Raw genomic sequence first — 24110 nt, forward strand, 5'->3', positions numbered from 1 at the left:
TCAACAATCTTCAATCTAAAGCTCATAAACAATCAAACCACTTCTAAATTTTGGTTCAATATACGTGCTTTTTGGAGGCATAATTAAATTGTTATCAGCAAAGGCTTTAATTTCATTAATATTTGATGGAAATAACATAAATCCAACTTCATATTCACCTTCATCCACGACTTGTTTTATAGCTGTAATAGATTGTTTTCCAGAAATATAATCAATTCTTTCATCATTTCTTAAATCTTCAATTCCTAATATTGGATTAAGTACTTTGTCATACAAAACTTGAGCGTCTAAATTTTCTAAAATACTGGTTTCATCGTTACTTTTCTTATAAAATAAAGCATAGAAATTTCCATCTAAATACATTCCAAATTCAAACTTATCTTCTGGTTTCCACAATTCTTGTTCTTTATTTTTTATGATGAAATTTTCTTCTAATTTCATTAAAAATTCTTCTTTCGAAAAACCATTCAAATCGCGAATAATTCGATTATACTCATAAATTTTGACATTACTTTCAGGAATTAAAAAACTCATAAAAGATCTCAAATTTTCATTTTTTAAATGCTTGTCTTCTTGATAAAGTAATTCTGCTGAAGCCGAACGATGATGTCCATCGGCAATATATAAGTTTGGAATTGCTTCAAAATGAGAAGTCAACCAATTGATATCACTATTAGTGTCAATTTTCCAAAGGGTATGTTTTTCTTTATTTGTGGTTGAAAAACGATATAAAGGTTCACTTTGTTTTTTAAGTAAAATCCAAGTATTTAATTCAACGCTGTCTGGATAAGTTATTAAAACGGGTTCAGTGTTGAATTGCGTTTGATGCAAATAATCTTTAAACATTTCCACACGATATTGTAAGGTGTCTTCATGTTTTTTAATGACATTATTTTGATAATCTTCTACAGAAGTTCCTGCAATTATTCCAGTGAATTTTTGCTTTTTAGATTCGATTTCGTACACATAAAAAACAGGATTTTCTTCTTGTTCAAAAATATGTTCGTTTTTAAAATCTTGATATTTTAGAGCAACACCTTTAAAACGTTTATCCAAACTGATTTTTTGTACATTAGCAAAAGCAGGATTTATGACATGTAAAAATGAATACGGATTAAAGTTTAACCAAGCAGCAAGCTCAGTAGCACTATAATCATCGTAATTTCTACACGAAACCAATCCAACTTTATCAGTTGCAGGACGAACGGCTTTAAAAGGAATTATTTTGCTCATTTTTGAGTGATTAGTAATTAGTGATTCATAACTAGCTATTCACTAATTACTAATCACTAATTACTTTATTTACTAAACTGTTTTGAAACTTTCTCTGCTTTTCTACTTTCTGAATAGTCATAGAAACCTTCACCAGATTTTGCACCTAATTTTCCAGCCATTACCATATTTACTAATAGAGGACAAGGAGCATATTTTGGGTTTTTGAAACCATCATACATCACGTTAAGTATGGAAAGGCAAACGTCTAATCCAATAAAATCAGCTAATTGTAAAGGTCCCATTGGATGAGCCATTCCTAATTTCATAACTGTATCAATTTCTTCAACACCTGCAACACCGTTGTATAAAGTTTCGATGGCTTCGTTAATCATAGGCATTAATATTCTGTTTGCCACAAAACCGGGATAATCGTTAACTTCTGTTGGAGTTTTTCCTAATTTTGTTGATAAATCCATGATGATTTTAGTCACCTCGTTTGAAGTTGAATAACCACGAATGATTTCAACTAATTTCATAATCGGCACTGGATTCATAAAATGCATTCCAATAACGCGTTCTGGATGAACAACTTGTGCAGCAATTTGCGTAATAGAAATTGAAGAAGTGTTTGATGCTAAAATCACATTATGATCACAAGTATCGCTTAATTCTTTAAAAATTTTCATTTTTAATCCAACATTTTCTGTTGCAGCTTCCACCACTAAATCACAACCAACAACACCATCTTTAATGTCTGTGTAAGTAATGATGTTTGAAATAGTTTTGTGTTTATCGTCTTCAGATATTGTTCCTTTAGAAACCATTCTGTCTAAGTTATTAGCAATAGTTGCCATTCCTTTTTCTAATGATTTTTCAGATATATCGATTAATTTTACAGTAAATCCTGATTGAGCAAAAGTGTGAGCAATTCCGTTACCCATTGTTCCAGCTCCTATTACGGCTATTTGTTTCATTGTATAAATTTTGTTTTTTTAGTTTTATTTGTTTCAGATAGTTTTCTAAAACTGATTATTTTTCGTTCATCGAATCAATAATCATATAGGCAACACGCAAAGCTTCAGTTCCATCTGTTAATGTTACAGTTGGAGTTGTGTTGTTATTGATAGCATCTGCAAAAGATTCTAATTCGTCTAAAATGGCATTGTTTGGAGAAACTTCTGGATTATCAAAATAGATTTGTTTTTTCTCTCCTTCTGCATTTTGTAAAATCATGTCAAAATCACCAGGAACTTCTGGAGCTTCTTTCATTTTTACAACTTCACATACTTTCTCTAAATAATCTACTGATATATAAGCGTCTTTTTGAAAGAAACGAGATTTACGCATATTCTTCATCGAAATTCTACTTGAAGTAATGTTGGCAACACAACCATTTTCAAATTCAACACGAGCATTGGCAATATCTGGTGATTGACTCAAAACAGAAACACCACTTGCATGAACTGCTTTTACTTTTGATTTTACAACACTCAAAATAGCATCAATATCGTGAATCATTAAATCTAAAACCACAGGAACATCTGTTCCTCTTGGATTAAATTCGGCTAAACGATGTGTTTCAATAAACATTGGACTTTCAATTTGATCTTTAACCGCAATGAACGCAGGATTAAATCGTTCCACGTGTCCAACTTGACCTTTTATATTAAATTCTTTTGCTAAAGCAATGATTTCTTCTGCTTCTTCAACAGTTGTTGAAATTGGTTTTTCTATAAAGACGTGTTTACCAGATTTGATGGCAACTTTGGCACATTTATAATGCGAAAGAGTAGGAGTTACGATATCTACAACATCAACTGCGTGAATTAATCTAGCAATTGTGTCAAATTGTTTGTAGCCAAATTCGGCTGCTACTTTTTTTCCGTTTTCTAGATTATCATCGTAGAAACCAACTAATTCATATTTTTCAGATTGTTGTAATAATCGTAAATGTATTTTTCCAAGATGACCAGCACCTAAAACTCCGACTTTTATCATAAAAATTAAATTTTATCAAAAGTACTATTTTAGTTTAGAGTTTAAAAATTTATAGGTTTAAAAGTTTCGTAAATTTCAATTTGAAAATTAATTTTTTAAAGGTATTTTTACCATTCAAATTTATATCCCAAATTGAAAAACACAGCCAAACATCAAGGTCTTCGAAACCAATTAGCTAAATTACTTGAAGGAAAAGGAATTACTGATAAAAATGTTTTAGAAGCTATAAAAATTATTCCAAGACACTTGTTTTTGAATTCTAGTTTTGAAGATTTTGCTTATCAAGATAAAGCATTTCCAATTGCAGCTGATCAAACGATTTCACAACCTTATACAGTAGCTTTTCAAAGTCAACTTTTAGAGGTAAAAAAGGATGATACTATTCTTGAAATAGGTACAGGAAGTGGTTATCAAACGGCTGTTTTATGCACAATGGGAGCAAAAGTTTACACTATTGAAAGGCAAAATGAATTATTCAAAAAGACATCTCTTTTATTACCAAAATTAGGCATTAGACCTAAAAAAGTAATTTTTGGAGATGGTTATAAGGGTTTGCCAGAATTTGCCCCTTTTGACAGTATAATTGTAACGGCTGGAGCACCTTTTATTCCACAACCTTTGATGGCTCAATTGAAAATAGGAGGTAAGTTGGTTATTCCTTTGGGCGAAGAACATCAAATTATGACGATGTTAATTCGTAAAAGCGAAACCCAATTTGAAAAGCATGAATTTGGTGAATTTAGATTTGTGCCACTTTTAGAAGATAAAAATTAAAAAGCGAATCCTTTTTTCTTGAATTCGCTTAATATTATTGCTTGATTATTGAAACATATCTTTCTAAACTTTCTTTTTCGGTTTGTGCAATAAACAATAAGAAATCTTCTTTATTGTTTGAAGTTTGCGCAATTTCTAAAGATTTATAATATTTCATTCTTGTATCATAATCACCTTTGATATTAGCAATTACATAACCGTGTTGTAGAAGAATTAAATTCATAACCAAACGAGAAGTTCTTCCATTTCCATCTATGAAAGGATGAATAGTGACTAATCTTTCGTGCATTTCTGCTGCTAGGATTATTGGATGCATTTTATTTTTATTTTCTAAAAACCAAATAAAATAATCTTCCATAGCTTTTGCAACTAAAAAAGGTTGTGGTGGCATATGTTCACTTCCTTTTATCATTACTTGAACTTTTCTATATTTTCCTGCATCTTCTGGAATAATTCCACGAAGAATAAGATTATGAATAGACAGCAATTCTCTTTCGTTTAATGAAAAATTACGATCTAATAATTGTTTAATATAAGAAATTGCTTCTTGATGATTTATAGCTTCAAGATGCTCTCGCATACTTTTGCCTGAAACTGTCAAACCTTCATTAACTACTAGATCAGTTTCTCTTAAAGTTAAGGTGTTTCCTTCAATTTTATTGCTTTCAAAAGTGTACTCTAACTCTAAAGCTTGAGCAATTCTAAAACTATCAAACTGTCTAAAATTATCTAAATCTTTTTTTAATAAATCTATATCAACTAAAATAGCTTGCAAATTCTTTGAAAGAGGTTTTCTTTTAAAGGCTGCATTATAAATTGCTTCTTCTTCGGCTAATTGTAAAGCTTTTAAACCAAATTCTTCATCTTTAATTTCATATAAAATTCTTGCTTTAATCCATTCTATGATTAAAATTTCATAATCAATTTCTAAAACTTCGGATAATTTTTTTACTTGCTCTTTAGTTGGTTTTCTTGATCCATTTTCAAATTTACTTATCAATGCTTGATCTATACCAATTAGTTGCGCTAACTCACGAGTTTTTAGATTTTTTTGCTCTCTAGCATTTTTTAATAAAACATTCATGATAATGACATTTAAATTCTTGACAAATTTAGTCATAAATTTAAATAAAAAAAACCTAAAATGATTTTTTTATTCGATCAATATCTCTTTTGGTATCATTTTCTTTTAATGACTCACGTTTATCGTAGTTTTTCTTTCCTTTAGCTAAAGCAATTTCAAGTTTAGCTAAACCTTTTTCGTTAGTGTAAAGTTTTAAAGGAACAATCGTTAAGCCCTTATTTTGACTATCTTTTTCTAACTTCTTTAATTCTTTTCTGTTTAAAAGTAATTTACGTTCACTTTTAGATTTGTGGTTGTAATGTGTTCCATATTGGTATTCTTCAATATGTGAATTTATTATGAAAAGTTCGTTATTATGAAACTCGCAAAAGCTTTCGGCAATAGAAGCTTTTCCTAAACGAATAGATTTAATTTCTGTACCAGTTAATACAATACCAGCATTATATTTGTCTAATATTTCATAGTCAAATCTAGCTCTTTTGTTAAATATATTAATCGTTTTCAGCATAAGACTGCAAATGTAAGGTAAAACATTAAAAATGCAATATTTTTTTAATCTTTAAAATATTTTTTAAACAATGATTTTTATCATTTAATGCACGTTTTGTTGTTGATAAATTTGTACTATAATTTTAAAACAAAAACAAAATGAAAAAATTAATTTTAATTGCAGTAGTATCATTATTTAGTCTTTCTTCATTTGCTCAAGAGGGTTTACAAGGAACTTTGTGGGTTGCAGGACAAGTATCTTTTGGTTCTGAAAAAACAGGAGACGTTAAATCAACTTCTAACATGATTTTACCTATTGTAGGATATTTTACAAGTCCTTCTGTTTCTCTTGGTTTAGGAGTTGGAAGTATTTCTAACAAATCTGAAATAGGATCTTTAACAACAGCTGAAAGTAATACTTTTGTTGTTAAGCCATTAGTTAGAAAATATTGGAATGTAAGTGGAAATCTTTATTTTTATGGTCAAGCTGCTTTACCAGTTATGTTTGGAAAAGACAAAATTTCAGATGATAAAATGTCTTCTTTTGGATTAGAAGTCTCACCTGGCTTTGACTACATTGTAAATAAATGGTTAACAGTTGAAACTTCGTTTACTATATTAAATGTAAATTCTACAACAACTACTCCAGATGTAGGAGACAAAACAACTGAATTTAACTTTAATGCAAATCCAATGAATTCTGTAGCAGATAGAACTTTTGGTAACTTACAAGTTGGTGTTAAATTTTTATTCTAAACAAAAAAATATTTTACATTTAAAAGGACGCAAATTTGCGTCCTTTTTTTATTATATATAATTGTTATATTTGTCAAAAAAATAATATAATGAAAAGGAAATATTTATTTAATTTAATTTTTATCTATTCAGCAATTGTATTTGCACAAACTCCATGTTCTTCTGGTATGGCAGGGATTTATCCTTGTAATAATATTGATTTAATGTCTAATATGACAAAAACCCAACTTGGTGGTTTGTTAAATGCTGAGTTCAATGATATATGGGGCTGGACTGATCCATTAAATAATAATGAATATGCAATAATTGGGTTAACGAGTCATACTGCTTTTGTAAATATTACAAATCCAATTTCTCCAATTTATTTGGGAAAATTGCCTACAGCTACTTCAAATAGTACTTGGAGAGATATAAAAGTTTATAATAATCATGCCTTTATTGTTAGTGAAGCTTCTAATCATGGAATGCAAGTTTTTGATTTAACTAGATTAAGAAATGTTACTTCACCTCAAACATTTACTTCAGATGCCCATTATACTGGTTTTGGAAAATGTCATAATATAGCTATTAATGAGGCAACTGGTTATGCTTATGCTATTGGATCGACTACTTTTTCTGGTGGACCACATTTTGTAAATATTCAAAATCCAGTCATGCCTGTAGCAGCCGGAGGTTATAGTGCACAAGATTATAGTCATGATGCACATATTGTGATATATAATGGCCCTGATACACAGCATGTTGGGAAAGAAATATTTTTTGGTGCAAACGAAGATAAAGTTGTAGTAGTGGATGTGACAAATAAAGCTACACCAATATTATTATCCACTTTTTCATATTCAAATACTTCATATACTCATCAAGGTTGGTTAACAGATGATCATAAATATTTTTTAGCAGGTGATGAGTTAGATGAATCTAATTTTGGATTCAATACAAAAACGCTAATAATAGACATGACAGATTTAGACGCACCTGTTTTAAAGTCTAATTATTTTGGAGTAACACCAGCTATAGATCATAATGGTTATACAAAAGGAAACGATTTCTATTTAGCAAATTATAGAGCAGGTTTACGTTTATTAGATATTTCATCAATAAACGCTGGAACAATGAATGAGATTGGTTTTTTTGACACATATCCAACAAGTAATTCAAATTCATTTAATGGAGCTTGGAGTGTTTATCCTTATTTTGCAAGCGGAAATATTATTATAAGTGATATTGAAAGAGGTTTGTTTGTAGTTAGAAAAAGTGCTGCTTTATCAAATGAAAATTTCGAAAAACAATCATTTAGTATGCATCCAAATCCTTCAAAATATTTAACAACAATTACTTCTAATGAAATAATTACTTCGGTTGAGGTTTTTAATACGATTGGTCAAAATATCAAATCATATAAAAATATAAATTCAAATGATTTTGAAATTAATACATCAGAATTCACTACAGGACTATACATGGTGGTTGTAAATAAAACAATTTCTAAAAAATTAATTATTGAATAATGAAAAAAATATTTTTATTAATATCAATACTATTTTTTGCGTCTTGTAATAATGAAGATGACAATGTGTATAAAGAAGCAAACGATTTTAATGGACAAAAAATATGGTCTAAATCTTTTGGAGGTTCAGATATTGAAGAAATTCATGGAACAATAGCAACTCAAGATGGAGGGTTCATAGTAATTGGAAGCACTAAAAGTAATGACGGAGATATAACAGATAAAAAATATGCACTGGAAGATATTTGGTTGTCTAAATATGATGCAGATGGAAATTTACTTTGGAGTAAAACATATGGTGGTTCTGAAGATGACTTAGGTTATAGCGTAATTGAAAATACTGATGGAACTTTAGTAGTTGCAGGATATAGTAAAAGTAGTGATGGAGAAGTTCCGAGTAATTTAGGAATGCACGATTTTTTTATATTTAAAACTGATTCTCAAGGTAATCTTATTTGGGCAAAAAGTCATGGATTTATGAGTCATGATCACGCACACAAAATAATTAATACTTCAGATGGTGGATATTTTGTTGTTGGTTATGTTGATTATGCAGGAATTGGAAAAAATAATAATAGTAAAGGGGTTTTACATGGTGTTGGAGAATTTTATGGACAAAAATTAGATGCAAATGGGAATAAACTTTGGGATAAGTATTTTGGAGGAACACAAAATGATAGAGTTTTTGATGTAGTTGAAGCAAATGATGGAGGATTTGTAATGGTTGGATATTCTGAGAGTAGTGATTTTGACGCTAATGATAATCATGGAAGCTATGATTATTGGGCTGTTAAAGTGAATTCAGTTGGAGAATTAGTTTGGAAAAAATCTTATGGAGGGTCAGAATTAGACCAAGCCTATGGAATTGTAAAAAATATAAATAATACGTATTTGATTACAGGAACGTCTAACAGTTTGGATGGTGATATTTCTTCAAACAAAGGAGCTAATGATGTTTGGATAATAAGTATTGATGATTATGGAAGATTATTATGGAATAAATCATTTGGAGGTACAGGGTTTGATACTTCAAATTCTATTCGAATGATTTCAAATGGTAATTTCTTAATTTCAGGACATACTAGAAGTGTGGATGGAGACATTACAGAAAATAAGGGAGAAAATGATTTTTGGGCATTTACAATTAGTCCAAACGGAAAAATGTTGTGGCAAAAAACTTTTGGAGGCACAAATTTTGATTTTGGATATGATGCCATAGAGTTAAAAGACAAAGGCTATGTAATAGTTGGTCAAACCCAAAGTAATAATTTAGATATTCCTCAAAATAAAGGATTTAGTGATTTGTTAATAATCAAAGTTCATTAATAAAGTAATCTCTATTTTGTGTTTTTTTATACATAAAAAATATTTTGACTTTCAACTAGAATAAATGCTTTATTAGCAGTTTAATAACAATTTATTTATCATTAATATACAAACCCATTCAGATAATTGAATTTGAATGGGTTTCTTGTCGATTAAAAAACAACTTTTATCGATTAATTTAAAAATAGTAAGAATTATAACATTTTTCTTAATAGTTTAGTTGAAATAATTAACCAAAGTTAATAATGAAAAATATATTTACTTTATTGTTTTTAGTGTTGTTTTTAGTACTAATTTTAAAATCGTGTTCTTACAATAAACAAGTAATTGTAAGTAATGAAAAATTAGATACTATTCAATTTAAAAACCAAATGATAAGTAATGGAGCCTATATAATGCCTGACAAAAGTGAGGATGAATAGGGTTGTTAAATATTAATATATTTTTTATTACAATATCTTTCTTAAAAAATGATAATTTTAAAACATGCTATAAAACTCGCTTTTGAATTTAAAACTTGAATAGCTTTTTTATCATGAAAATTTCCATTAGATGTCTTTTCGTCAGCGTGACCATACCAGGGTTCAACACATAAAAAAGGAGCATTTTGTTTTGTCCAAATTCCTAAAAAAGGAAAGCCTTCATAATTAATCTTCAAATATGGATTGTTTTCTTTTAAAATAGATAGTTCATTTGATTTTAAATGTTTAAAAACCAAAGCATCTTTTTCGAAAAGGGAATAGGTTAGAGGAATTTTTCCTTTATCGCTCTCAACCAAATCAGTTTTAGCATTAAACAATTCATTTTCTAAATGATGTGTTTCAAACTCCTCATTTTTATTGAATTGCAAACTATAATCTTCAAAATTACCATTCATAGCAAATGCAGGATGAGCACCAATGTTAAAAGGCATTGAGTTCTCGGAATGATTTATAACTTTATATGAAATAGTGAGTTTGTTATTTTCTAAAGTATATTTAATTTGTAATTCAAATTCAAAAGGATACATTTTTAAAGTTTCCTGACTTTCTCTTAATGAAAAAACGACTTCATTTTCTTTTTGATGAATTACTTCAAAATCACAATCTCTTGCAAAACCATGTCTTGGAAGTTTATATACTTTTTCATTTAAAGTATAAGAATCATTTTTTAATCGACCAACAATTGGAAAAAGAATCGGAGAAGTCTTATTCCAAAACTGTTCATCTATGGTCCAAATATAATTGGTTTTGTCTTTTGTAAATTCAAATAGCTCAGCACCTTTATTATTAATTGATGCACTATGGTTAGTATCTTTAATCGTAATTATCATTATGGTTTCTTAAAATTTCGTTTTAATAAGGAATAAATAACACTATCGAGAAATTGGTCGTTATAAAAGAAGTTCTCAATTAAGTGTCCTTCTTTAACGAAACCATTTTTATGTAATACCTTTTCAGAAGCTAAATTATTGGGGTCAATTCTAGCTTCAATGGAGTTAAAATTAAGTTCATTAAAAGCATAATTTAGGATGGTTTTTACAGCTTCCGTAACATATCCTTTGTTATGATGTTCCGGTAAAATCATGTAACCTAATTCTGTTCTGTAATTTTCGGGTTGTGTTCTAAAGAAGCCCATAATTCCAATGCATTTGTCGTTGTCTTTTTCTGTAACTGCCCAATTGATATCTGTGTTTGCATCAACTTTATCATTAATGAGTTTTATATGTGATAAAGCTTCATCTATATTAGTTACTAATGGTCTTGGGATGTATTTCATGGTTTCTGGATTACTTCTTAATTCAAAAACTTCTTTAGCATCTTCATTATTTAATTTTCTATAGCGTAATCGTTCAGATTCAAGAATTGGAAAAGGTGTAAAGTTTAAAGTAAGCATTAACAAATATTTTAAGGTGTGAATATACAAATTATGGTAATATTGTAACAAAAAATTCGTTTATTTGACTAATAAACTAAACAAAAAACTTTTACCATGAAAAACTTTTTCTCAAAAGCTATTACAGTTGTAGCTTTATGTATTGGGTTTTCTAGTATTCAAGCGCAAGATGCAAAAGAAACTAAAGAAAACAAATACAGTTATGTAGATGCATTTGCACCTAATTTTTATACTAAAAACGGTACGGAATATCGTTCTGCAAGTGGACAACCGGGTTCAAAATATTGGCAAAATAGTGCTGATTACAAGCTAACGGCTAACTTAAATGAAGCAGCTAAACAAATAGATGGTTCTGTAGAAATGACATACACTAATAATAGTCCAGATCAATTGGATTTTATTTGGATGTATTTAGATCAAAACTTATTTGCTAAAGATTCTCGTGGAAACGCAGTTGTTCCTGTTAGTGGTTCTAGAAATGGAGCTAAAGGAGAAGAGTTTGATGGTGGACAAAAAGTAGCTAAAGTAATGGTTGACGGAAAAGCCGTTAAATATGAAGTTACTGATACAAGAATGAAAATTATCTTAAATAATTCTTTAAAACCAAACGGTGGAAAAGCAAAAGTTAGTATGGATTTTTCTTTTGTTTCTCCAGAATATGGTTCTGATAGAATGGGATATTTACCAACTAAAAACGGAACAATTTATACAATTGCTCAATGGTATCCAAAAGTTGCTGTTTATGATGATGTAAGAGGATGGAATACACAACCTTATTTAGGAGCAGGAGAATTCTATTGTGAATATGGGAATTTTGAAATAGCTATAACAGTTCCTTCAAATCATTTTGTGGTTTGTTCTGGTGATATTACAAATGCTTCTCAAGTTATGAGTGCTTCAGAGCAAGCAAATTGGGCTAAAGCTAAAGAAAGTGAGGCAACAGTTATGGTTCGTTCATCTGATGATTTAGCAAAATTATCTGCTAACGGAACCAAAACATGGAAGTTTAAAATGACAAATTCTCGTGATGTTGCATGGGCTTCTTCAGCAGCTTTTATAATTGATGCAGCTCGTATTAATTTGCCAAGTGGTAAAAAAGCAATGGCAATTTCGGCTTATCCAATTGAAAGTGAAGGGCAAAAAGCATGGAGTCGTTCTACAGAATATACTAAAGCAAGTATCGAAGGATACTCAAAAAGATGGTTCGAATATCCTTATCCAGCAGCTATAAACGTTGCAGGTAATGAAGGTGGAATGGAATATCCTGGGATTGTATTTTGTAAATACACTTCAAAAGGTTCTAGTTTATGGGGAGTTACAGATCACGAATTTGGACACGCTTGGTTTCCAATGATTGTTGGTTCTAACGAAAGACAATTTGCTTGGATGGATGAAGGTTTTAATACTTTTATCAACGGAGTAAGTGCAGAAGACTTTAATGCAGGTGAATATAAAGATAGAAAATTTAATATGCATAGAATGGCAGAAATGATGACAGGTCCTTCATTAGAACCTGTTTATTCAGCTCCAGATGGTTTAAAAGAGCGTAATCTTGGACTTTTAGCCTATATGAAACCGGGCACTGCTTTAGATTTACTACGTAATGAAGTTTTAGGAAAAGATCGTTTTGATACAGCTTTCAGAACTTATGTAGAAAGATGGGCTTATAAACACCCAACACCAGATGATTTCTTTAGAACTATGGAAAATGTTTCTGGAGAAGACTTAGGTTGGTTCTGGAGAGGTTGGATTATAAACAACTGGAGATTAGATCAAGGTGTAACTGGGGTAAAGTACGTTAAAAACAACCCTAAAAATGGTGCTATTATTTCAATTGAAAATTTTGAAAAAATGGCAATGCCAGTTACTTTAGAAATTGAAATGGTTTCTGGTAAAAAAGAGATTGTAAAATTACCGGTTGAAGTTTGGCAACGTAATACTTCTTGGTCATTTAGTCATGATTCTACAGAAGAGATTAAGAAAGTAACTATTGATCCAGAAAATCTTCTACCAGATTCAAATGATGATAATAATGTATGGAAATCAAAAGGATATGAAGCTCCAAAACCGGGTAAATACGCTGCTTATGTAGGAGAGTATTCAAGTAAACAAATACCTATTAAAGTAAATATTTATGAGGATGGCGATAAATTAATTGTTGGAGGAAATGGAGAGGAAATGGAAGTAGAAGACAAAGGAAATGGAACATTTGTTGAAGCTTCTCAAGGAATGGAAATTAAGTTTTCTGATGACAAGAAAAGTTTTAATCTAAATGTTGCAGGTCAAAGTTTTGATTTTACAAGAGATTAGTTTTAAAATATATTTATTAAAAAGGACTTCTTATTAGAAGTCCTTTTTTTGTTCAGTACTGATGTTCACTTTTTTATATTAGATGTTAGAGTAATTATATAACAAATTGCAATAATAATATAAAACATTGTTGAGTTACTGGTTGTAAGTTTGTAATGTTATTAATAATTAAATATAACAATATGAAAAAGATAAGTTTATTGCTTGTAGGATTGGCTTTTATATCGTGTAAAAATACAGATAAGTCAGATGCAGATTTTGCTAAAGAAGCCACTATAGATTCATTGAAAATTGAATATGCAAAACAAAGAGTAATTGACTCAATGAACAATGTTATGGTTATACAACAAGCTCAACAAAAAGAGGTTGTAATTGTAAATCAAACTGCTGCAACACCAGCTAAAAAGAAATGGAGTGGAGCTGCAAAAGGAGCTGTAATTGGAGCTGGAGTAGGTGCAGTAACAGGAGCAATTGTAAGTAAGAAAAAAGGTGAAGGTGCTATTATTGGTGGTTTAGCCGGAGCTGGAGTTGGAGCCGGAACGGGAGCTATAATAGATAGTAAGAAAAAGGAATAATTATATATTTAAGATTGGTTAGTTAAGATTATTTTTAACAAAAAGTAATTTTACTAAAAACCCTTTCAGTGCAAGCTGAAAGGGTTTTATTTTAGTCCATTTTATGAAAAATTGTAGTTTGACTTATAAATAATTAATCTTCATAATATTTTACGCCATTAGTTCCTACAGGACAAAGTTTTCCGTTTTTATTGAAATAACAGACTTTAAAAGAATTGTAATTATAATCTAAAGAATACATATATTTAAAACTAGATATATAGTCATAACTAGGATTAATAGTAACAGCTACTTCTCTATTGTAATCATCGCTCATTATGTACATTCCTATTTTAGATTTACTTTTTAGGATTAAAATATTTTGAAACTTTTTATGAAATTCTGTATCATCAAATACAATATCTGGAATTACTTCATTCTTAACTAAGTCTAATAGTTGCCATTTCTTTTTTGATTTTACTAAAGCAAATGTGCAATCATAAGAATCGTTATAAGTCTTTTTGATTAGTTTGATTTCATCAAATTGTTTAGATTTACTACTGTCGAAACTTAAACTGTTTGTAATTGCACTGTATTTTCCTTTATATTTTATGATTTCAATTTTTAATCGATTTTTATAAAAATCTTTGGATTTATAAGCATTATTCTCAACAAAAGCTTCACCAGTAACTAATTTAGTTTCAAAAGTACTCGAGCTTACGGTTGATTCTATAGAAGACATAATTTCATATTCTTCCATATTTGGAACATTAAAAAAGTCTTCAAACTTATTGACATTTGTTTTTATTATTTCAAAATCTCTCGTAAATAAAAAATAAGCATTGTCTTTTATGCCATAGTATTTTATGTTTTTATAAGGTTCTTTGGGTTCGTGAAAATCTTTGTAATCAAAATACTTAATGCTATCATATTCGTTATTTATTTTCCATTTGTTTTTAATGGTATTGTAAACTCCGAATTTATTATCCTTTTTTATGATGTAAAAACCATTGTTTGTTTCTTTATAATCATCAATATTTGTTAGGATTTCAGTTTCAGTTGTAGTGATTAATTTAAAATTAGTTTCATTGTGTTTCAGAACAAAAAACTTGATTTCTAATTCATTAAAACTATCATTTTCAGCTTTATCTATTGATTTATATTGAATAGGAAGTAAAAAATTTCCATCCATATCATAATAACCTAAGCGATTGTCTTTGTAAACAATAAACTCGTTATATCTGCTATGAACGGGTTTTCTAAAAATAGAATCGTAAGTTGGTTTTAACTTCTCAACACCATTTTCATCAATGACACCAATTTTATTATTTTGATATACAAACCACCTAAAGTTATTCATTTCTGGGTTGATGGAATCATATTTAGGTTCAACTTTGATTTTACCATTTTTATCAGCAAAACCCCAAAGATTCCCTTTTCGATAAGGAACGTTATATTCTTGAGAAAATAAGTTGAAACTAATAAAAAGGATTAAAAAAGTAATAGTTTTTGACATCAGAATAGTTTAAAAAAAGCAAATTTACGGAAAGATTGATTTATTTTGAAACACAGGTAATAGAAATTAGATAAAATTATAAATTTATATGGTTTGTGATGTTGTTTATAAGTTTATCTCTTTATTTTTGGAGCGCAGATGAAACGGTTTGACTTTGTAAAACATTGATTATGAGGATTTTTTGAGTTTTGAACATGGATAAAGAAATTTGATTTTTTTCAATTTTAATAGGCTAGGAAAGTTGCTTATTAGTTTTTCTCATTGTTTTGACGGCAAGATTATTTTATTGGAACGTGATTAATAAGCTTAATATTTAATCTGAAACCTAGTTTAAATTAAATACTAAACTTATCCTAATTTTTTTTGAAAAGTCTCGAAATAGCTGTAAATTTAGGGTATTAATAAAAAACAATAAAACTATATGCAAATACAAATTAACACCGACAACCACATTGAAAATAGTGAGCGATTAACTAACTTTTTTTCGAATGAGATAAGTACTGAATTAGAACGTTTTGACAACTTAATAACAAGAGTAGAGGTTCATTTTGGAGACGAAAATAGTGAGAAATTTGGTAAAAACGATAAAAGATGCTTAATTGAGGTTAGGGTAGCAAAAAAAGAGCCTGTTGCAGTTACGGATCATGCTGATACAATCGAAAAAGCTTTTAACAACGCATTAAACAAAGTAAAAAGAGTCTTAAGTTCTGCTCATGAAAAAATGAGAGAGCATTAAAACTTAAATTAGTATTTCTAAACCCAATTTTTTTAATTGGGTTTTTTTATGCCAAAAAAATATTTATTTTTTGTTTAACATTTGTTTATGAATGTTAAACAAAATAATAATTACATTTGTGATGTATTAACAACTTTAAATATTTAAAAAGATGAATTTAGTAAAAAAAATTAGTATTTTTTCTTTCGCAGCATTAGTAATGTCTTCATGTGCAGATGGAAAAAAAGCAGAAGACGAAGGTTTTGCTGTTGATTCAACAGAAACAGTTACAGAAGTAGTGGAAGAAGTTACACCAACAACAATTGTTGACGTAGCTGTCGGAAATGAGAATTTTACAACTTTAGTTGCGGCAGTTAAAGCAGCAGGTTTAGTTGAAACGTTAAGTAGTGAAGGTCCATTTACAGTTTTTGCTCCAATGAACGATGCATTTGCTAAATTACCAGCTGGAACAGTTGATAATTTATTAAAACCAGAAAATGTAGAAAAATTAAAAAGTGTTTTAACGTATCACGTTGTTGCTGGTAAATTTGAAGCTGCAGCTGTAATTGATGCAATAAACAAAAACAACGGTAAATTTACTGTAATTACTGTACAAGGAGGTAAAATTGATTTAAGCTTAAAAGATGGTAAAGTAGTCTTGACTGATGCAAACGGAAATAGTTCTACTGTTGCAATGGCTGACGTTGCTGCTTCAAACGGAGTTATTCACGCAATTGATACAGTTGTAATGCCAAAATAATTTTATAATAAATTTGGTTAATTATTATTCTTTAAAAGCTGCCTGAAATTGGGTGGCTTTTTTTATGGTTTGAAGAAATTAATCGTAAAGTTAGCTTCAAAGAAAAAGCTAGACTTATTATTAATTAGCAGGAATATAAATATCAAATCGAGCTCCTTTATCTATTTCACTATCTGCTGTAATAATTCCATTATGATTTTCCACAATCTTTCTCACGATAGTTAATCCAATACCTGTTCCTTCATAATCGTTCTTTTGATTTAAGCGCTGAAAAACTTCAAATATTCTATGTTTAAATTGAGGATCAAACCCAATACCGTTGTCGCTAACGCTAATATGATAATGATTTTCTTTTAGCATAAATTTTTCGGTATTTGATGCATCATATTTTACAAAAACACCTTTGATGATGATGTGTGGGTTAACCTCTAATTTACAGAATTTAATAGCATTACTGATAAGATTTTGTAATAGTTGATGAAACTGAAATTTGATAATCTTAAGTTCACATATTTGATGTAACTCAATCGTAACATTTTTTTTCTTCAATTCTTTATCAAGTGTAATCATTACTTCTCCAACAATTTTATTCAACTCACTATATTCGTACTTCATTTCTGTTTTATTCGTACGAGAATAAGCAATTAAATCATTAATAAGAGTTTGCATATGCAATGCCGAAAGCTGCATACGTTCAAAATAGTGTTTTCCTTTTGCCGATAAATAATCATATTCTTCCGTTAGAATTCTACTTGAAAAAGTTTGTATTTTTCTAAGAGGTTCTTGTAAGTCATGACTTGAAATAAACGTAAACGATTCCAATTCTTTATTAGCAATCAATAATTCGGCCGCGCGTTTTTCTTTTTCTTTGTTTTGATAAGCAAGCTCTTTATTGGCAATCACCAATTCAGCAGCACGATTTTCTTTTTCTTTATTTTGAAACGCAAGTTCTTTATTTGCAGTTAATAATTCTGAGGCACGTTTTTCTTTTTCTTTATTTTGAAATACCAACTCTTTATTAGCAATAACTAATTCGGCCGCGCGTTTTTCTTTTTCTTTGTTTTGATAAGCAAGCTCTTTATTGGCAATCGCTAATTCGGCAGCACGATTTTCTTTTTCTTGATTTTGATATTCTAATTCTTTGTTTGCAATCACTAATTCAGCAGCACGTTTATCTTTTTCAATAAGTTGAAAGGCAAGTTCTGATGTGGTAATCAATAATTCAGCGGCTCTTTTTTCTTTCTCAACGAGTTGAAAAGCAAGTTTTTTATTAGCAATAATTAATTCCATAGCACTGTCTTGCTTGTCTTCAGTTTGATGACTTTTAGTATTATTTAAAGGAGTTAATTCTTTATCCATTTTCTTTTAAAGGTCTTCAAAGATAAATCAAGTAATGATAGGTTATACATTTTAATTTAAATTTAAAAAAGTGTACAAACTAAACAGAATTAACATGACACTAAACAAGATGATATTAATGATATAAACTAGACTGCTTTTAAAAAAAGAAAGAAAAAATTTATCACCATAAAAAAGACGGTGTGCAGGAAAGAAGTAATAGAGCATATATACATAACCCAAAGTCTTCAATCCAAAATGTAACCATGCAATATTAGGATAGGTTTCGGCTAAAGGTTTTAATTTATCAACAAAGAAAAGAGCTAAAGTCATTAATAGCAGAAACGAAAAATAATGTAAGGTAAAGATGCTATGATCAAAATAAAACCAATGTTTTTTATTATGAAAAAGATATAAAATAAATGCAAAAAGAGGTAAATACAAGAACATTACCTTAGGGAAATTCTTACTGAATGACATTTTAAAATCAGTAAAAATCTCTTTTTCAGTTCGTTCTTCTTCAACACTAAGCCATTTCTTTAGAAACCAATATTTAGTTGTATTCTCTTCCAAGTTTTCTGAACCTGTTTTTTGAAGTGAATCTAATTCTGCTAGATTTTTGTAACCCAGTTTAAAAAGGCCTTTATCATTATTTTCTTTAGAATGAACTTCCTTTGTATGAATTTCCTTTGAATGAGTCGCATCAGATTCTTTTAAAATCTTCTTAATAGTATCATTATTCTTTTGTGTAATCAACCCAATTTTCGTCAACCCATCAATACTTTTCTCTTTAATATGTAATGAATCAATCGACGGAATGTTGTTTTCTTTTGTCTGTATTACTTTAGGAGTGTCTTTAACATCAGGGGTAGTAACAGAAAATAAGGACAATGTAAGAAAGGTAATAAAACTGATAAAAAGGTAAAGTCGAAAAGGATCCAAGTAGCGCAATCTTTTACCAGAAATATAAGCTTTAGATAAAGCAGCTGGTTTAAAAAACAAGGTAAAGATAGTTTTCCAAAACTTGCTATCATAATGGGTTAAATCTTTTAGAAAATGACTAAAGATGTGACGGAAGCTTTTTCTAGTCTCAATATTTTCCTGCCCACATTTAGGACAAAAACGATCCTGTACCACATGATTACAATTTTGGCAAGTCTTATCTTCTCGTGTTGGTTTTATACCCATTAACTAAAACTGTATTAAGTAACAATTGAAGTAAAAGTAGGTTAATAAAATGACTTGATACTGTGATTTAAAAATCTTATATTATTCATAGTTTATATAACTGATAATTTTTGGTTTTTTTTAATGAAGAATATGAGTTTTGAAACAGATATTTTAACTAATTTCTTTTTGAAGGAATGCTAAATAAAAGAATTTAGATAAAAAAACTCCCAATATTCACATTAGAACATTGGGAGTTTTTAATAAAACTAACTAAACAAAATCAATTTCGAGTTCAATAGCAAATTAAAACTACTACCAAATAATGAACACTAATTTATTCGTTTCTAAAAACTAAACTTCCATCAAAGCTATCTAATAAAATTTTACTATCTGTTGTAATTTTTCCGGATAAGATATCTTTAGATAATTCGTTTAAAACTTCTCTTTGGATAACTCTTTTTACGGGTCTAGCACCATATTGAGGATCGAAACCTTTTTCGGCTAAATAATCTATTGCTTCTGTTGTTGCATCTAATGTTATTTGCTGTTTTGCTAACATTTTAGTCACACCTTTCAATTGAATGCCAACAATTTCTCGAATATTTTCATTTGTTAAGGGTGTGAACAATACAATTTCATCAATACGATTAATAAATTCAGGTCTAACAGTTTGTTTTAATAAACCAAGAACTTCAACTTTTGCAGCTTCTGTTGCTGCTTCAATACTTCCTTTTAAGTTATCAAATTTCTCTTGAATAATATCACTTCCCATATTAGAAGTCATAATGATAATGGTGTTTTTGAAATCAGCAGTTCTTCCTTTGTTATCCGTTAAACGACCTTCATCTAAAACTTGTAACAAGATATTAAACGTATCAGGATGTGCTTTTTCAATTTCATCTAAGAGAATCACAGAATACGGTTTTCTTCGAACAGCTTCTGTCAATTGACCACCTTCATCATAACCTACATATCCTGGAGGCGCACCAACCAAACGGCTTACACTGTGACGTTCTTGATATTCACTCATGTCAATTCGCGTTAAGGCACTTTCATCATCAAATAAATATTCAGCTAAAGCTTTTGCTAATTCGGTTTTTCCGACACCAGTTGTTCCTAAGAATAAGAACGAACCAATTGGTTTTTTCATGTCTTGTAAACCAGCACGACTTCTTCGAACCGCATCACTCACTGCTACAATAGCTTCTTGTTGCCCAACAACACGTTTGTGTAATTCGTTTTCTAGGTTTAAGAGTTTTTCACGATCACTTTGTAACATTTTCATTACTGGAATTCCAGTCCATTTTGCAACAACTTCAGCAATATCTTCGCGAGTAACTTCTTCTTTTATTAAGGAGTTTTCGGATTGATTTTCGGCTAATTGTATTTGTAAAGCATCCAGATTTTCTTGAGCTTCTTTGATTTTTCCGTAACGAATTTCGGCTACTTTACCATAATCACCATTTCTTTCGGCTTGTTCAGCTTCTTGTTTTAAATCTTCAATTTCTTGTTTTACACTTTGAATGTTATCTACAACGTCTTTTTCAGCTTTCCACTTGCTGTACATTTCGTTGCGTTCTTCTTTCAAGTTAGCTAAATCTAGACCAAGACCTTTTAGTTTTGTTTCATCATTCTCACGTTTGATTGCTTCAATTTCGATTTCTAATTGCATGATTTTTCTATCCAAAACATCTAAATCTTCAGGTTTTGAATTGATTTCCATACGTAATTTTGAAGCTGCTTCATCCATCAAGTCAATTGCTTTATCTGGAAGAAAACGATTGGTAATATAACGTTGTGATAATTCAACAGCACCAATAATAGCATCATCTTGAATTCGAACTTTATGATGGGTTTCGTATTTTTCTTTAATTCCACGTAAAATAGAAATGGCACTTTCTGTATCAGGTTCGTCTACAACTATTTTTTGGAAACGTCTTTCCAAAGCTTTGTCTTTTTCAAAATATTTCTGATATTCGTCTAAAGTCGTTGCACCAATAGCACGAAGTTCTCCACGCGCTAAAGCAGGTTTTAGAATGTTTGCAGCATCCATTGCACCTTCACCACCACCAGCACCCACTAAAGTGTGAATTTCATCAATAAATAAGACAATATCTCCTTCTGCAGATGTTACTTCTTTTACAACAGCTTTTAGTCTTTCTTCAAATTCACCTTTAAATTTTGCACCGGCAATTAAAGCACCCATATCTAAAGAAAAAATGATTTTATCTTTCAGATTTTCAGGCACATCGCCATCAACAATTCTGTGTGCTAAACCTTCTGCAATAGCGGTTTTACCTACACCAGGTTCACCCACTAACATTGGATTGTTTTTAGTTCTTCTTGTTAAAATTTGTAACACTCTACGAATTTCTTCATCACGACCAATAACTGGATCCAATTTTCCACTTTTGGCTAATTCGTTTAGGTTTTTAGCGTATTTGTTTAAGGCATTATATGTTTCTTCCGCAGAAGCTGAGGTAACTCGTTCTCCTTTTCTTAATTCGGCAATAGCGCTTTCTAATCCTTTTTCGGTTACACTTTGATCTTTTAGGATTTGTGCTACTTTACTTTTTGATTTGAAAATGGCTAAAATTAAATGTTCGATGGAAACGTATTCATCATTCATTTTTTTTGCAATAGCAATGGCTTCGTTCAACATATACGATGCATCACGAGACAATTGAATTTCGCCACCTGTTACTTTTGGAAAACTTTGTAATGTACTGTCCAAAACTTTTTTGAAAAGATCAACATTTACATTTAGTTTTTTTAAAATAAACGGAGTTACATTTTCGTCAACTTCCAACAAACCTTTGAAAATATGTTCATTTTCTATTTGTTGATGGCCGAGACTCTGTGCAATTTGCTGTGCTTGTTGCAAAGCTTCTTGCGATTTGATTGTTAAGTTATTTAAGTTCATATGTTTTTTAATCTGAATTTAGTTCAGATTCTCTTGTTTATATTGTTAATGTTTATTCTGTTCGATTGCTTACAAATGAATTAGCTAATTTGTTTTACATTTGCAGTGTACAAATCAAAAAATGTACCTATACAAAATTAATGACAAAATGACTTGTTTCTCATGATATTTATCATAAAAACAGTCAAAATGTCCTAAAACAAGACAAAAATGGGATTTTTAGATAAAATATTCGGAGGAAATGATTCAGAAGAAAAGAATGAAAATAGAGTAGAAGCTAAGTTTTATACTTTAGGTGATATTAAATTATTGGATGAAGTTGATGAAATTTCTCAAACAAAACCTGTAGTACTTTTTAAACACAGTACACGCTGTAGTATTAGTCGTTTTGCATTAAAGCGATTTGATGCTGAATTTAATTATACAGAAGATAAAATAGATTGGTATTTGTTGGATTTGTTAAATCATAGAGATATTTCTAATGAAATGGCACATCGTTATAAAGTTGAACATCAATCACCACAAATTATTGTAATTAGAAATGGGAAAGCCGTTTTTTCATCCACTCATGATGGAATTGATGCTAATGATTTGAAGCAGTTTATTCAGGGTTAAAAATTTTCGCCCGCACCACCACCACTAAAACCACCACCGCCAAATTCCATTGAAGAATCTGGAGCTTTTATTTCGGGTTTCAAGTCAAAAGATGCAGCCGTTGCTAATAATTCTAAATTAAGTAATGTGTTTGTAGATGAAAACTTATCTTTTATAAAAGTTATACCACTTTCTCTGTTTTTTAGTTTTTGGATGGTGAAATAGGCAATGGCAAATAATAAAATACCACCTAATAATAAGGCCCATTCAGTTGGTAAAAAATGATGATAAAATCTTATTGTGAAAATTGTAAAACCAAGACAGATTAATCCAACATAAAGTAAAATTCTATCTCGTGTTTTTATTGAAAAATATAAATAAACCACTGGAAAACCAATTGTGAATATATAAAACAGCCATGACATTGGAATTTGTGGGGAAACCTCATAATATCTTTCATTAAGTGAAGATGATAACTCCCGAACAACAAAATAATTCATCGCAAAATAAGAAAGTAGAAGCCCAAAATATTTTGTAATTAAAAGACCCTTTTCATAATAAGGTTGCGTGAGTCTAGAAAGTGTTTTGTTAGAAAAGTAAAAAAGCAATACTCCAGATATTAAAAAGATAAAAGGCAAAATTTGTTGTCCATATTCAAGATAAGAATAAACGGAGTAAAAGAGAGTAAAAGTCATGCTAAGACAAGCAATAATAATTGAAGGAATATGTAAATAGCGTAAATAAGCTAAACTTGAAACTATAAAAAGTACCAATGCAATTAATGTGTCGTTTGAGGTATAATTATAACCCATTGTAGCTTGTGATGCAAACGCACCAATAGCAATAAAAGTACCTAATATAAAAGCATCGTCTAAACCATAGCCATAAAATTTACCATTTTTCGCAAACAAAAATTCTTGAATTACAAACCCAATTAGTGCATAAACTAATAAAAAAATATACCAATTCGAATCAATACTATTCAAACCCAAAAGGCTAACAAATCCGCAAAGTGAAGCATAAGCCAAACATCCTAAAATGAATAGGGCAATTCGAATTAACAGATTATCTTGTGACTTTAAGGTCGGAATATTTGCAGTTTTCTTTTTAAATTCTTTATAATCTATAAAGCCAGAATTTGCCATACTTTCAGCTTCATTTACTAAAAACGTATTTTCGAGTAATTTTTTATCAAATACAATCATA

The 24110-nt window shown here is 29.7% G+C and carries 22 protein-coding genes; 10 read left to right on the forward strand and 12 right to left on the reverse strand.

Annotated features, from left to right (window positions below):
• Nucleotides 1–15 precede the first annotated feature (15 nt).
• The 3 genes from AAC008_RS09610 to AAC008_RS09620 form a co-directional block, all read right to left on the reverse strand.
• Nucleotides 16–1233 carry a DUF1015 domain-containing protein gene (locus AAC008_RS09610; RefSeq protein ID WP_339889045.1) on the reverse strand — a complete coding sequence of 406 codons (1218 nt, stop codon included), beginning with the start codon at nucleotides 1231–1233 and terminating at the stop codon, nucleotides 16–18.
• Nucleotides 1234–1298: 65 nt separating this feature from the next.
• Entirely contained in the window at nucleotides 1299–2189 is an 891-nt protein-coding gene (locus AAC008_RS09615; RefSeq protein WP_339889046.1) for a 3-hydroxybutyryl-CoA dehydrogenase, read from the reverse strand.
• A gap of 55 nt (nucleotides 2190–2244) precedes the next feature.
• Nucleotides 2245–3213 (reverse strand): Gfo/Idh/MocA family oxidoreductase, encoded by a 969-nt coding sequence (locus AAC008_RS09620; protein ID WP_339889047.1) that lies wholly within the window; start codon nucleotides 3211–3213, stop codon nucleotides 2245–2247.
• A gap of 132 nt (nucleotides 3214–3345) precedes the next feature.
• On the opposite strand from AAC008_RS09620, the gene AAC008_RS09625 reads away from it, so the two are divergent.
• The gene (locus AAC008_RS09625) at nucleotides 3346–3987 is read left to right on the forward strand and encodes a protein-L-isoaspartate(D-aspartate) O-methyltransferase (protein WP_339889048.1); all 642 of its coding nucleotides are present in this window, start codon (nucleotides 3346–3348) and stop codon (nucleotides 3985–3987) included.
• Nucleotides 3988–4021: 34 nt separating this feature from the next.
• Here the strand turns inward: AAC008_RS09625 and AAC008_RS09630 are convergent, their stop codons facing one another.
• Entirely contained in the window at nucleotides 4022–5071 is a 1050-nt protein-coding gene (locus AAC008_RS09630) for a Fic family protein (protein ID WP_339889050.1), read from the reverse strand.
• A 55-nt stretch (nucleotides 5072–5126) separates the two neighbouring features.
• Entirely contained in the window at nucleotides 5127–5579 is a 453-nt protein-coding gene (gene smpB / locus AAC008_RS09635; protein ID WP_339889051.1) for an SsrA-binding protein SmpB, read from the reverse strand.
• A gap of 140 nt (nucleotides 5580–5719) precedes the next feature.
• Between smpB and AAC008_RS09640 the strand changes: the two genes are divergently transcribed.
• The 4 genes from AAC008_RS09640 to AAC008_RS09655 all read left to right on the forward strand — a co-directional run bounded on the left by AAC008_RS09640 (nucleotide 5720) and on the right by AAC008_RS09655 (nucleotide 9571).
• Nucleotides 5720–6316: an outer membrane beta-barrel protein gene (locus AAC008_RS09640; RefSeq protein ID WP_339889052.1), complete on the forward strand. Its 597-nt coding sequence runs from the start codon at nucleotides 5720–5722 to the stop codon at nucleotides 6314–6316.
• Between the two features lie 89 nt (nucleotides 6317–6405).
• Nucleotides 6406–7824, forward strand: coding sequence for a choice-of-anchor B family protein (locus AAC008_RS09645; protein WP_339889053.1), 1419 nt, complete (start codon nucleotides 6406–6408; stop codon nucleotides 7822–7824).
• Entirely contained in the window at nucleotides 7824–9149 is a 1326-nt protein-coding gene (locus tag AAC008_RS09650) for a hypothetical protein (protein WP_339889054.1), read from the forward strand. The genes AAC008_RS09645 and AAC008_RS09650 overlap by 1 nt, the downstream gene beginning before the upstream one ends.
• A gap of 245 nt (nucleotides 9150–9394) precedes the next feature.
• Nucleotides 9395–9571: a hypothetical protein gene (locus AAC008_RS09655; RefSeq protein ID WP_339889056.1), complete on the forward strand. Its 177-nt coding sequence runs from the start codon at nucleotides 9395–9397 to the stop codon at nucleotides 9569–9571.
• Nucleotides 9572–9612: 41 nt separating this feature from the next.
• Here the strand turns inward: AAC008_RS09655 and AAC008_RS09660 are convergent, their stop codons facing one another.
• Both AAC008_RS09660 and AAC008_RS09665 read right to left on the reverse strand, forming a co-directional pair.
• Nucleotides 9613–10461 (reverse strand): aldose 1-epimerase family protein, encoded by an 849-nt coding sequence (locus tag AAC008_RS09660; RefSeq protein WP_339889058.1) that lies wholly within the window; start codon nucleotides 10459–10461, stop codon nucleotides 9613–9615.
• Nucleotides 10461–11024: a GNAT family N-acetyltransferase gene (locus AAC008_RS09665; RefSeq protein ID WP_339889060.1), complete on the reverse strand. Its 564-nt coding sequence runs from the start codon at nucleotides 11022–11024 to the stop codon at nucleotides 10461–10463. The genes AAC008_RS09660 and AAC008_RS09665 overlap by 1 nt, the downstream gene beginning before the upstream one ends.
• A gap of 96 nt (nucleotides 11025–11120) precedes the next feature.
• On the opposite strand from AAC008_RS09665, the gene AAC008_RS09670 reads away from it, so the two are divergent.
• Together AAC008_RS09670 and AAC008_RS09675 are read left to right on the forward strand one after the other, a co-directional pair.
• Entirely contained in the window at nucleotides 11121–13334 is a 2214-nt protein-coding gene (locus AAC008_RS09670; protein ID WP_339889062.1) for a M1 family metallopeptidase, read from the forward strand.
• Between the two features lie 182 nt (nucleotides 13335–13516).
• Entirely contained in the window at nucleotides 13517–13909 is a 393-nt protein-coding gene (locus tag AAC008_RS09675) for a glycine zipper family protein (RefSeq protein WP_339889064.1), read from the forward strand.
• A gap of 133 nt (nucleotides 13910–14042) precedes the next feature.
• Here the strand turns inward: AAC008_RS09675 and AAC008_RS09680 are convergent, their stop codons facing one another.
• Nucleotides 14043–15404: a WG repeat-containing protein gene (locus AAC008_RS09680; RefSeq protein ID WP_339889065.1), complete on the reverse strand. Its 1362-nt coding sequence runs from the start codon at nucleotides 15402–15404 to the stop codon at nucleotides 14043–14045.
• Nucleotides 15405–15825: 421 nt separating this feature from the next.
• On the opposite strand from AAC008_RS09680, the gene AAC008_RS09685 reads away from it, so the two are divergent.
• The gene (locus tag AAC008_RS09685; RefSeq protein WP_339889066.1) at nucleotides 15826–16140 is read left to right on the forward strand and encodes an HPF/RaiA family ribosome-associated protein; all 315 of its coding nucleotides are present in this window, start codon (nucleotides 15826–15828) and stop codon (nucleotides 16138–16140) included.
• A gap of 151 nt (nucleotides 16141–16291) precedes the next feature.
• Complete coding sequence (locus AAC008_RS09690) at nucleotides 16292–16879, forward strand: fasciclin domain-containing protein (RefSeq protein WP_339889067.1); 588 nt, start codon at nucleotides 16292–16294, stop codon at nucleotides 16877–16879.
• Nucleotides 16880–16999: 120 nt separating this feature from the next.
• Here the strand turns inward: AAC008_RS09690 and AAC008_RS09695 are convergent, their stop codons facing one another.
• The 3 genes from AAC008_RS09695 to clpB form a co-directional block, all read right to left on the reverse strand.
• On the reverse strand, nucleotides 17000–18238 hold the full coding sequence (locus tag AAC008_RS09695; protein WP_339889068.1) for an ATP-binding protein: 1239 nt from the start codon (nucleotides 18236–18238) through the stop codon (nucleotides 17000–17002).
• A gap of 51 nt (nucleotides 18239–18289) precedes the next feature.
• Nucleotides 18290–19405, reverse strand: a complete 1116-nt coding sequence (locus AAC008_RS09700) for a DUF3667 domain-containing protein (RefSeq protein WP_339889069.1) — start codon at nucleotides 19403–19405, stop codon at nucleotides 18290–18292.
• Nucleotides 19406–19721: 316 nt separating this feature from the next.
• A complete protein-coding gene (clpB, locus tag AAC008_RS09705; RefSeq protein ID WP_339889070.1) occupies nucleotides 19722–22310 on the reverse strand; it encodes an ATP-dependent chaperone ClpB in 2589 nt (862 codons plus the stop codon).
• A 210-nt stretch (nucleotides 22311–22520) separates the two neighbouring features.
• Between clpB and ytxJ the strand changes: the two genes are divergently transcribed.
• Nucleotides 22521–22925: a bacillithiol system redox-active protein YtxJ gene (gene ytxJ / locus AAC008_RS09710; protein ID WP_339889071.1), complete on the forward strand. Its 405-nt coding sequence runs from the start codon at nucleotides 22521–22523 to the stop codon at nucleotides 22923–22925.
• On the opposite strand, the gene AAC008_RS09715 is transcribed toward ytxJ, so the two are convergent.
• Nucleotides 22922–24109 (reverse strand): hypothetical protein, encoded by a 1188-nt coding sequence (locus tag AAC008_RS09715; protein WP_339889072.1) that lies wholly within the window; start codon nucleotides 24107–24109, stop codon nucleotides 22922–22924. The two genes, ytxJ and AAC008_RS09715, sit on opposite strands and share 4 nt — an antisense overlap.
• Between the last annotated feature and the right edge of the window lies 1 nt (nucleotide 24110).

It is taken from the genome of uncultured Flavobacterium sp., assembly GCF_963975515.1.
GTDB lineage: Bacteria > Bacteroidota > Bacteroidia > Flavobacteriales > Flavobacteriaceae > Flavobacterium.

Coding starts and splice junctions, on each gene's coding strand:
- AAC008_RS09695 (WP_339889068.1), bottom strand. CDS start 18,238: ATGGATAAAGAATTAACTCCTTTAAATAATACTAAAAGTCATCAAACT.
- smpB (WP_339889051.1), bottom strand. CDS start 5,579: ATGCTGAAAACGATTAATATATTTAACAAAAGAGCTAGATTTGACTAT.
- AAC008_RS09665 (WP_339889060.1), bottom strand. CDS start 11,024: ATGCTTACTTTAAACTTTACACCTTTTCCAATTCTTGAATCTGAACGA.
- AAC008_RS09655 (WP_339889056.1), top strand. CDS start 9,395: ATGAAAAATATATTTACTTTATTGTTTTTAGTGTTGTTTTTAGTACTA.
- AAC008_RS09690 (WP_339889067.1), top strand. CDS start 16,292: ATGAATTTAGTAAAAAAAATTAGTATTTTTTCTTTCGCAGCATTAGTA.
- AAC008_RS09670 (WP_339889062.1), top strand. CDS start 11,121: ATGAAAAACTTTTTCTCAAAAGCTATTACAGTTGTAGCTTTATGTATT.
- AAC008_RS09620 (WP_339889047.1), bottom strand. CDS start 3,213: ATGATAAAAGTCGGAGTTTTAGGTGCTGGTCATCTTGGAAAAATACAT.
- AAC008_RS09640 (WP_339889052.1), top strand. CDS start 5,720: ATGAAAAAATTAATTTTAATTGCAGTAGTATCATTATTTAGTCTTTCT.
- AAC008_RS09685 (WP_339889066.1), top strand. CDS start 15,826: ATGCAAATACAAATTAACACCGACAACCACATTGAAAATAGTGAGCGA.
- AAC008_RS09650 (WP_339889054.1), top strand. CDS start 7,824: ATGAAAAAAATATTTTTATTAATATCAATACTATTTTTTGCGTCTTGT.
- AAC008_RS09700 (WP_339889069.1), bottom strand. CDS start 19,405: ATGGGTATAAAACCAACACGAGAAGATAAGACTTGCCAAAATTGTAAT.
- AAC008_RS09645 (WP_339889053.1), top strand. CDS start 6,406: ATGAAAAGGAAATATTTATTTAATTTAATTTTTATCTATTCAGCAATT.
- AAC008_RS09675 (WP_339889064.1), top strand. CDS start 13,517: ATGAAAAAGATAAGTTTATTGCTTGTAGGATTGGCTTTTATATCGTGT.
- AAC008_RS09615 (WP_339889046.1), bottom strand. CDS start 2,189: ATGAAACAAATAGCCGTAATAGGAGCTGGAACAATGGGTAACGGAATT.
- AAC008_RS09630 (WP_339889050.1), bottom strand. CDS start 5,071: ATGAATGTTTTATTAAAAAATGCTAGAGAGCAAAAAAATCTAAAAACT.
- AAC008_RS09660 (WP_339889058.1), bottom strand. CDS start 10,461: ATGATAATTACGATTAAAGATACTAACCATAGTGCATCAATTAATAAT.
- AAC008_RS09715 (WP_339889072.1), bottom strand. CDS start 24,109: ATGATTGTATTTGATAAAAAATTACTCGAAAATACGTTTTTAGTAAAT.
- clpB (WP_339889070.1), bottom strand. CDS start 22,310: ATGAACTTAAATAACTTAACAATCAAATCGCAAGAAGCTTTGCAACAA.
- AAC008_RS09610 (WP_339889045.1), bottom strand. CDS start 1,233: ATGAGCAAAATAATTCCTTTTAAAGCCGTTCGTCCTGCAACTGATAAA.
- ytxJ (WP_339889071.1), top strand. CDS start 22,521: ATGGGATTTTTAGATAAAATATTCGGAGGAAATGATTCAGAAGAAAAG.
- AAC008_RS09680 (WP_339889065.1), bottom strand. CDS start 15,404: ATGTCAAAAACTATTACTTTTTTAATCCTTTTTATTAGTTTCAACTTA.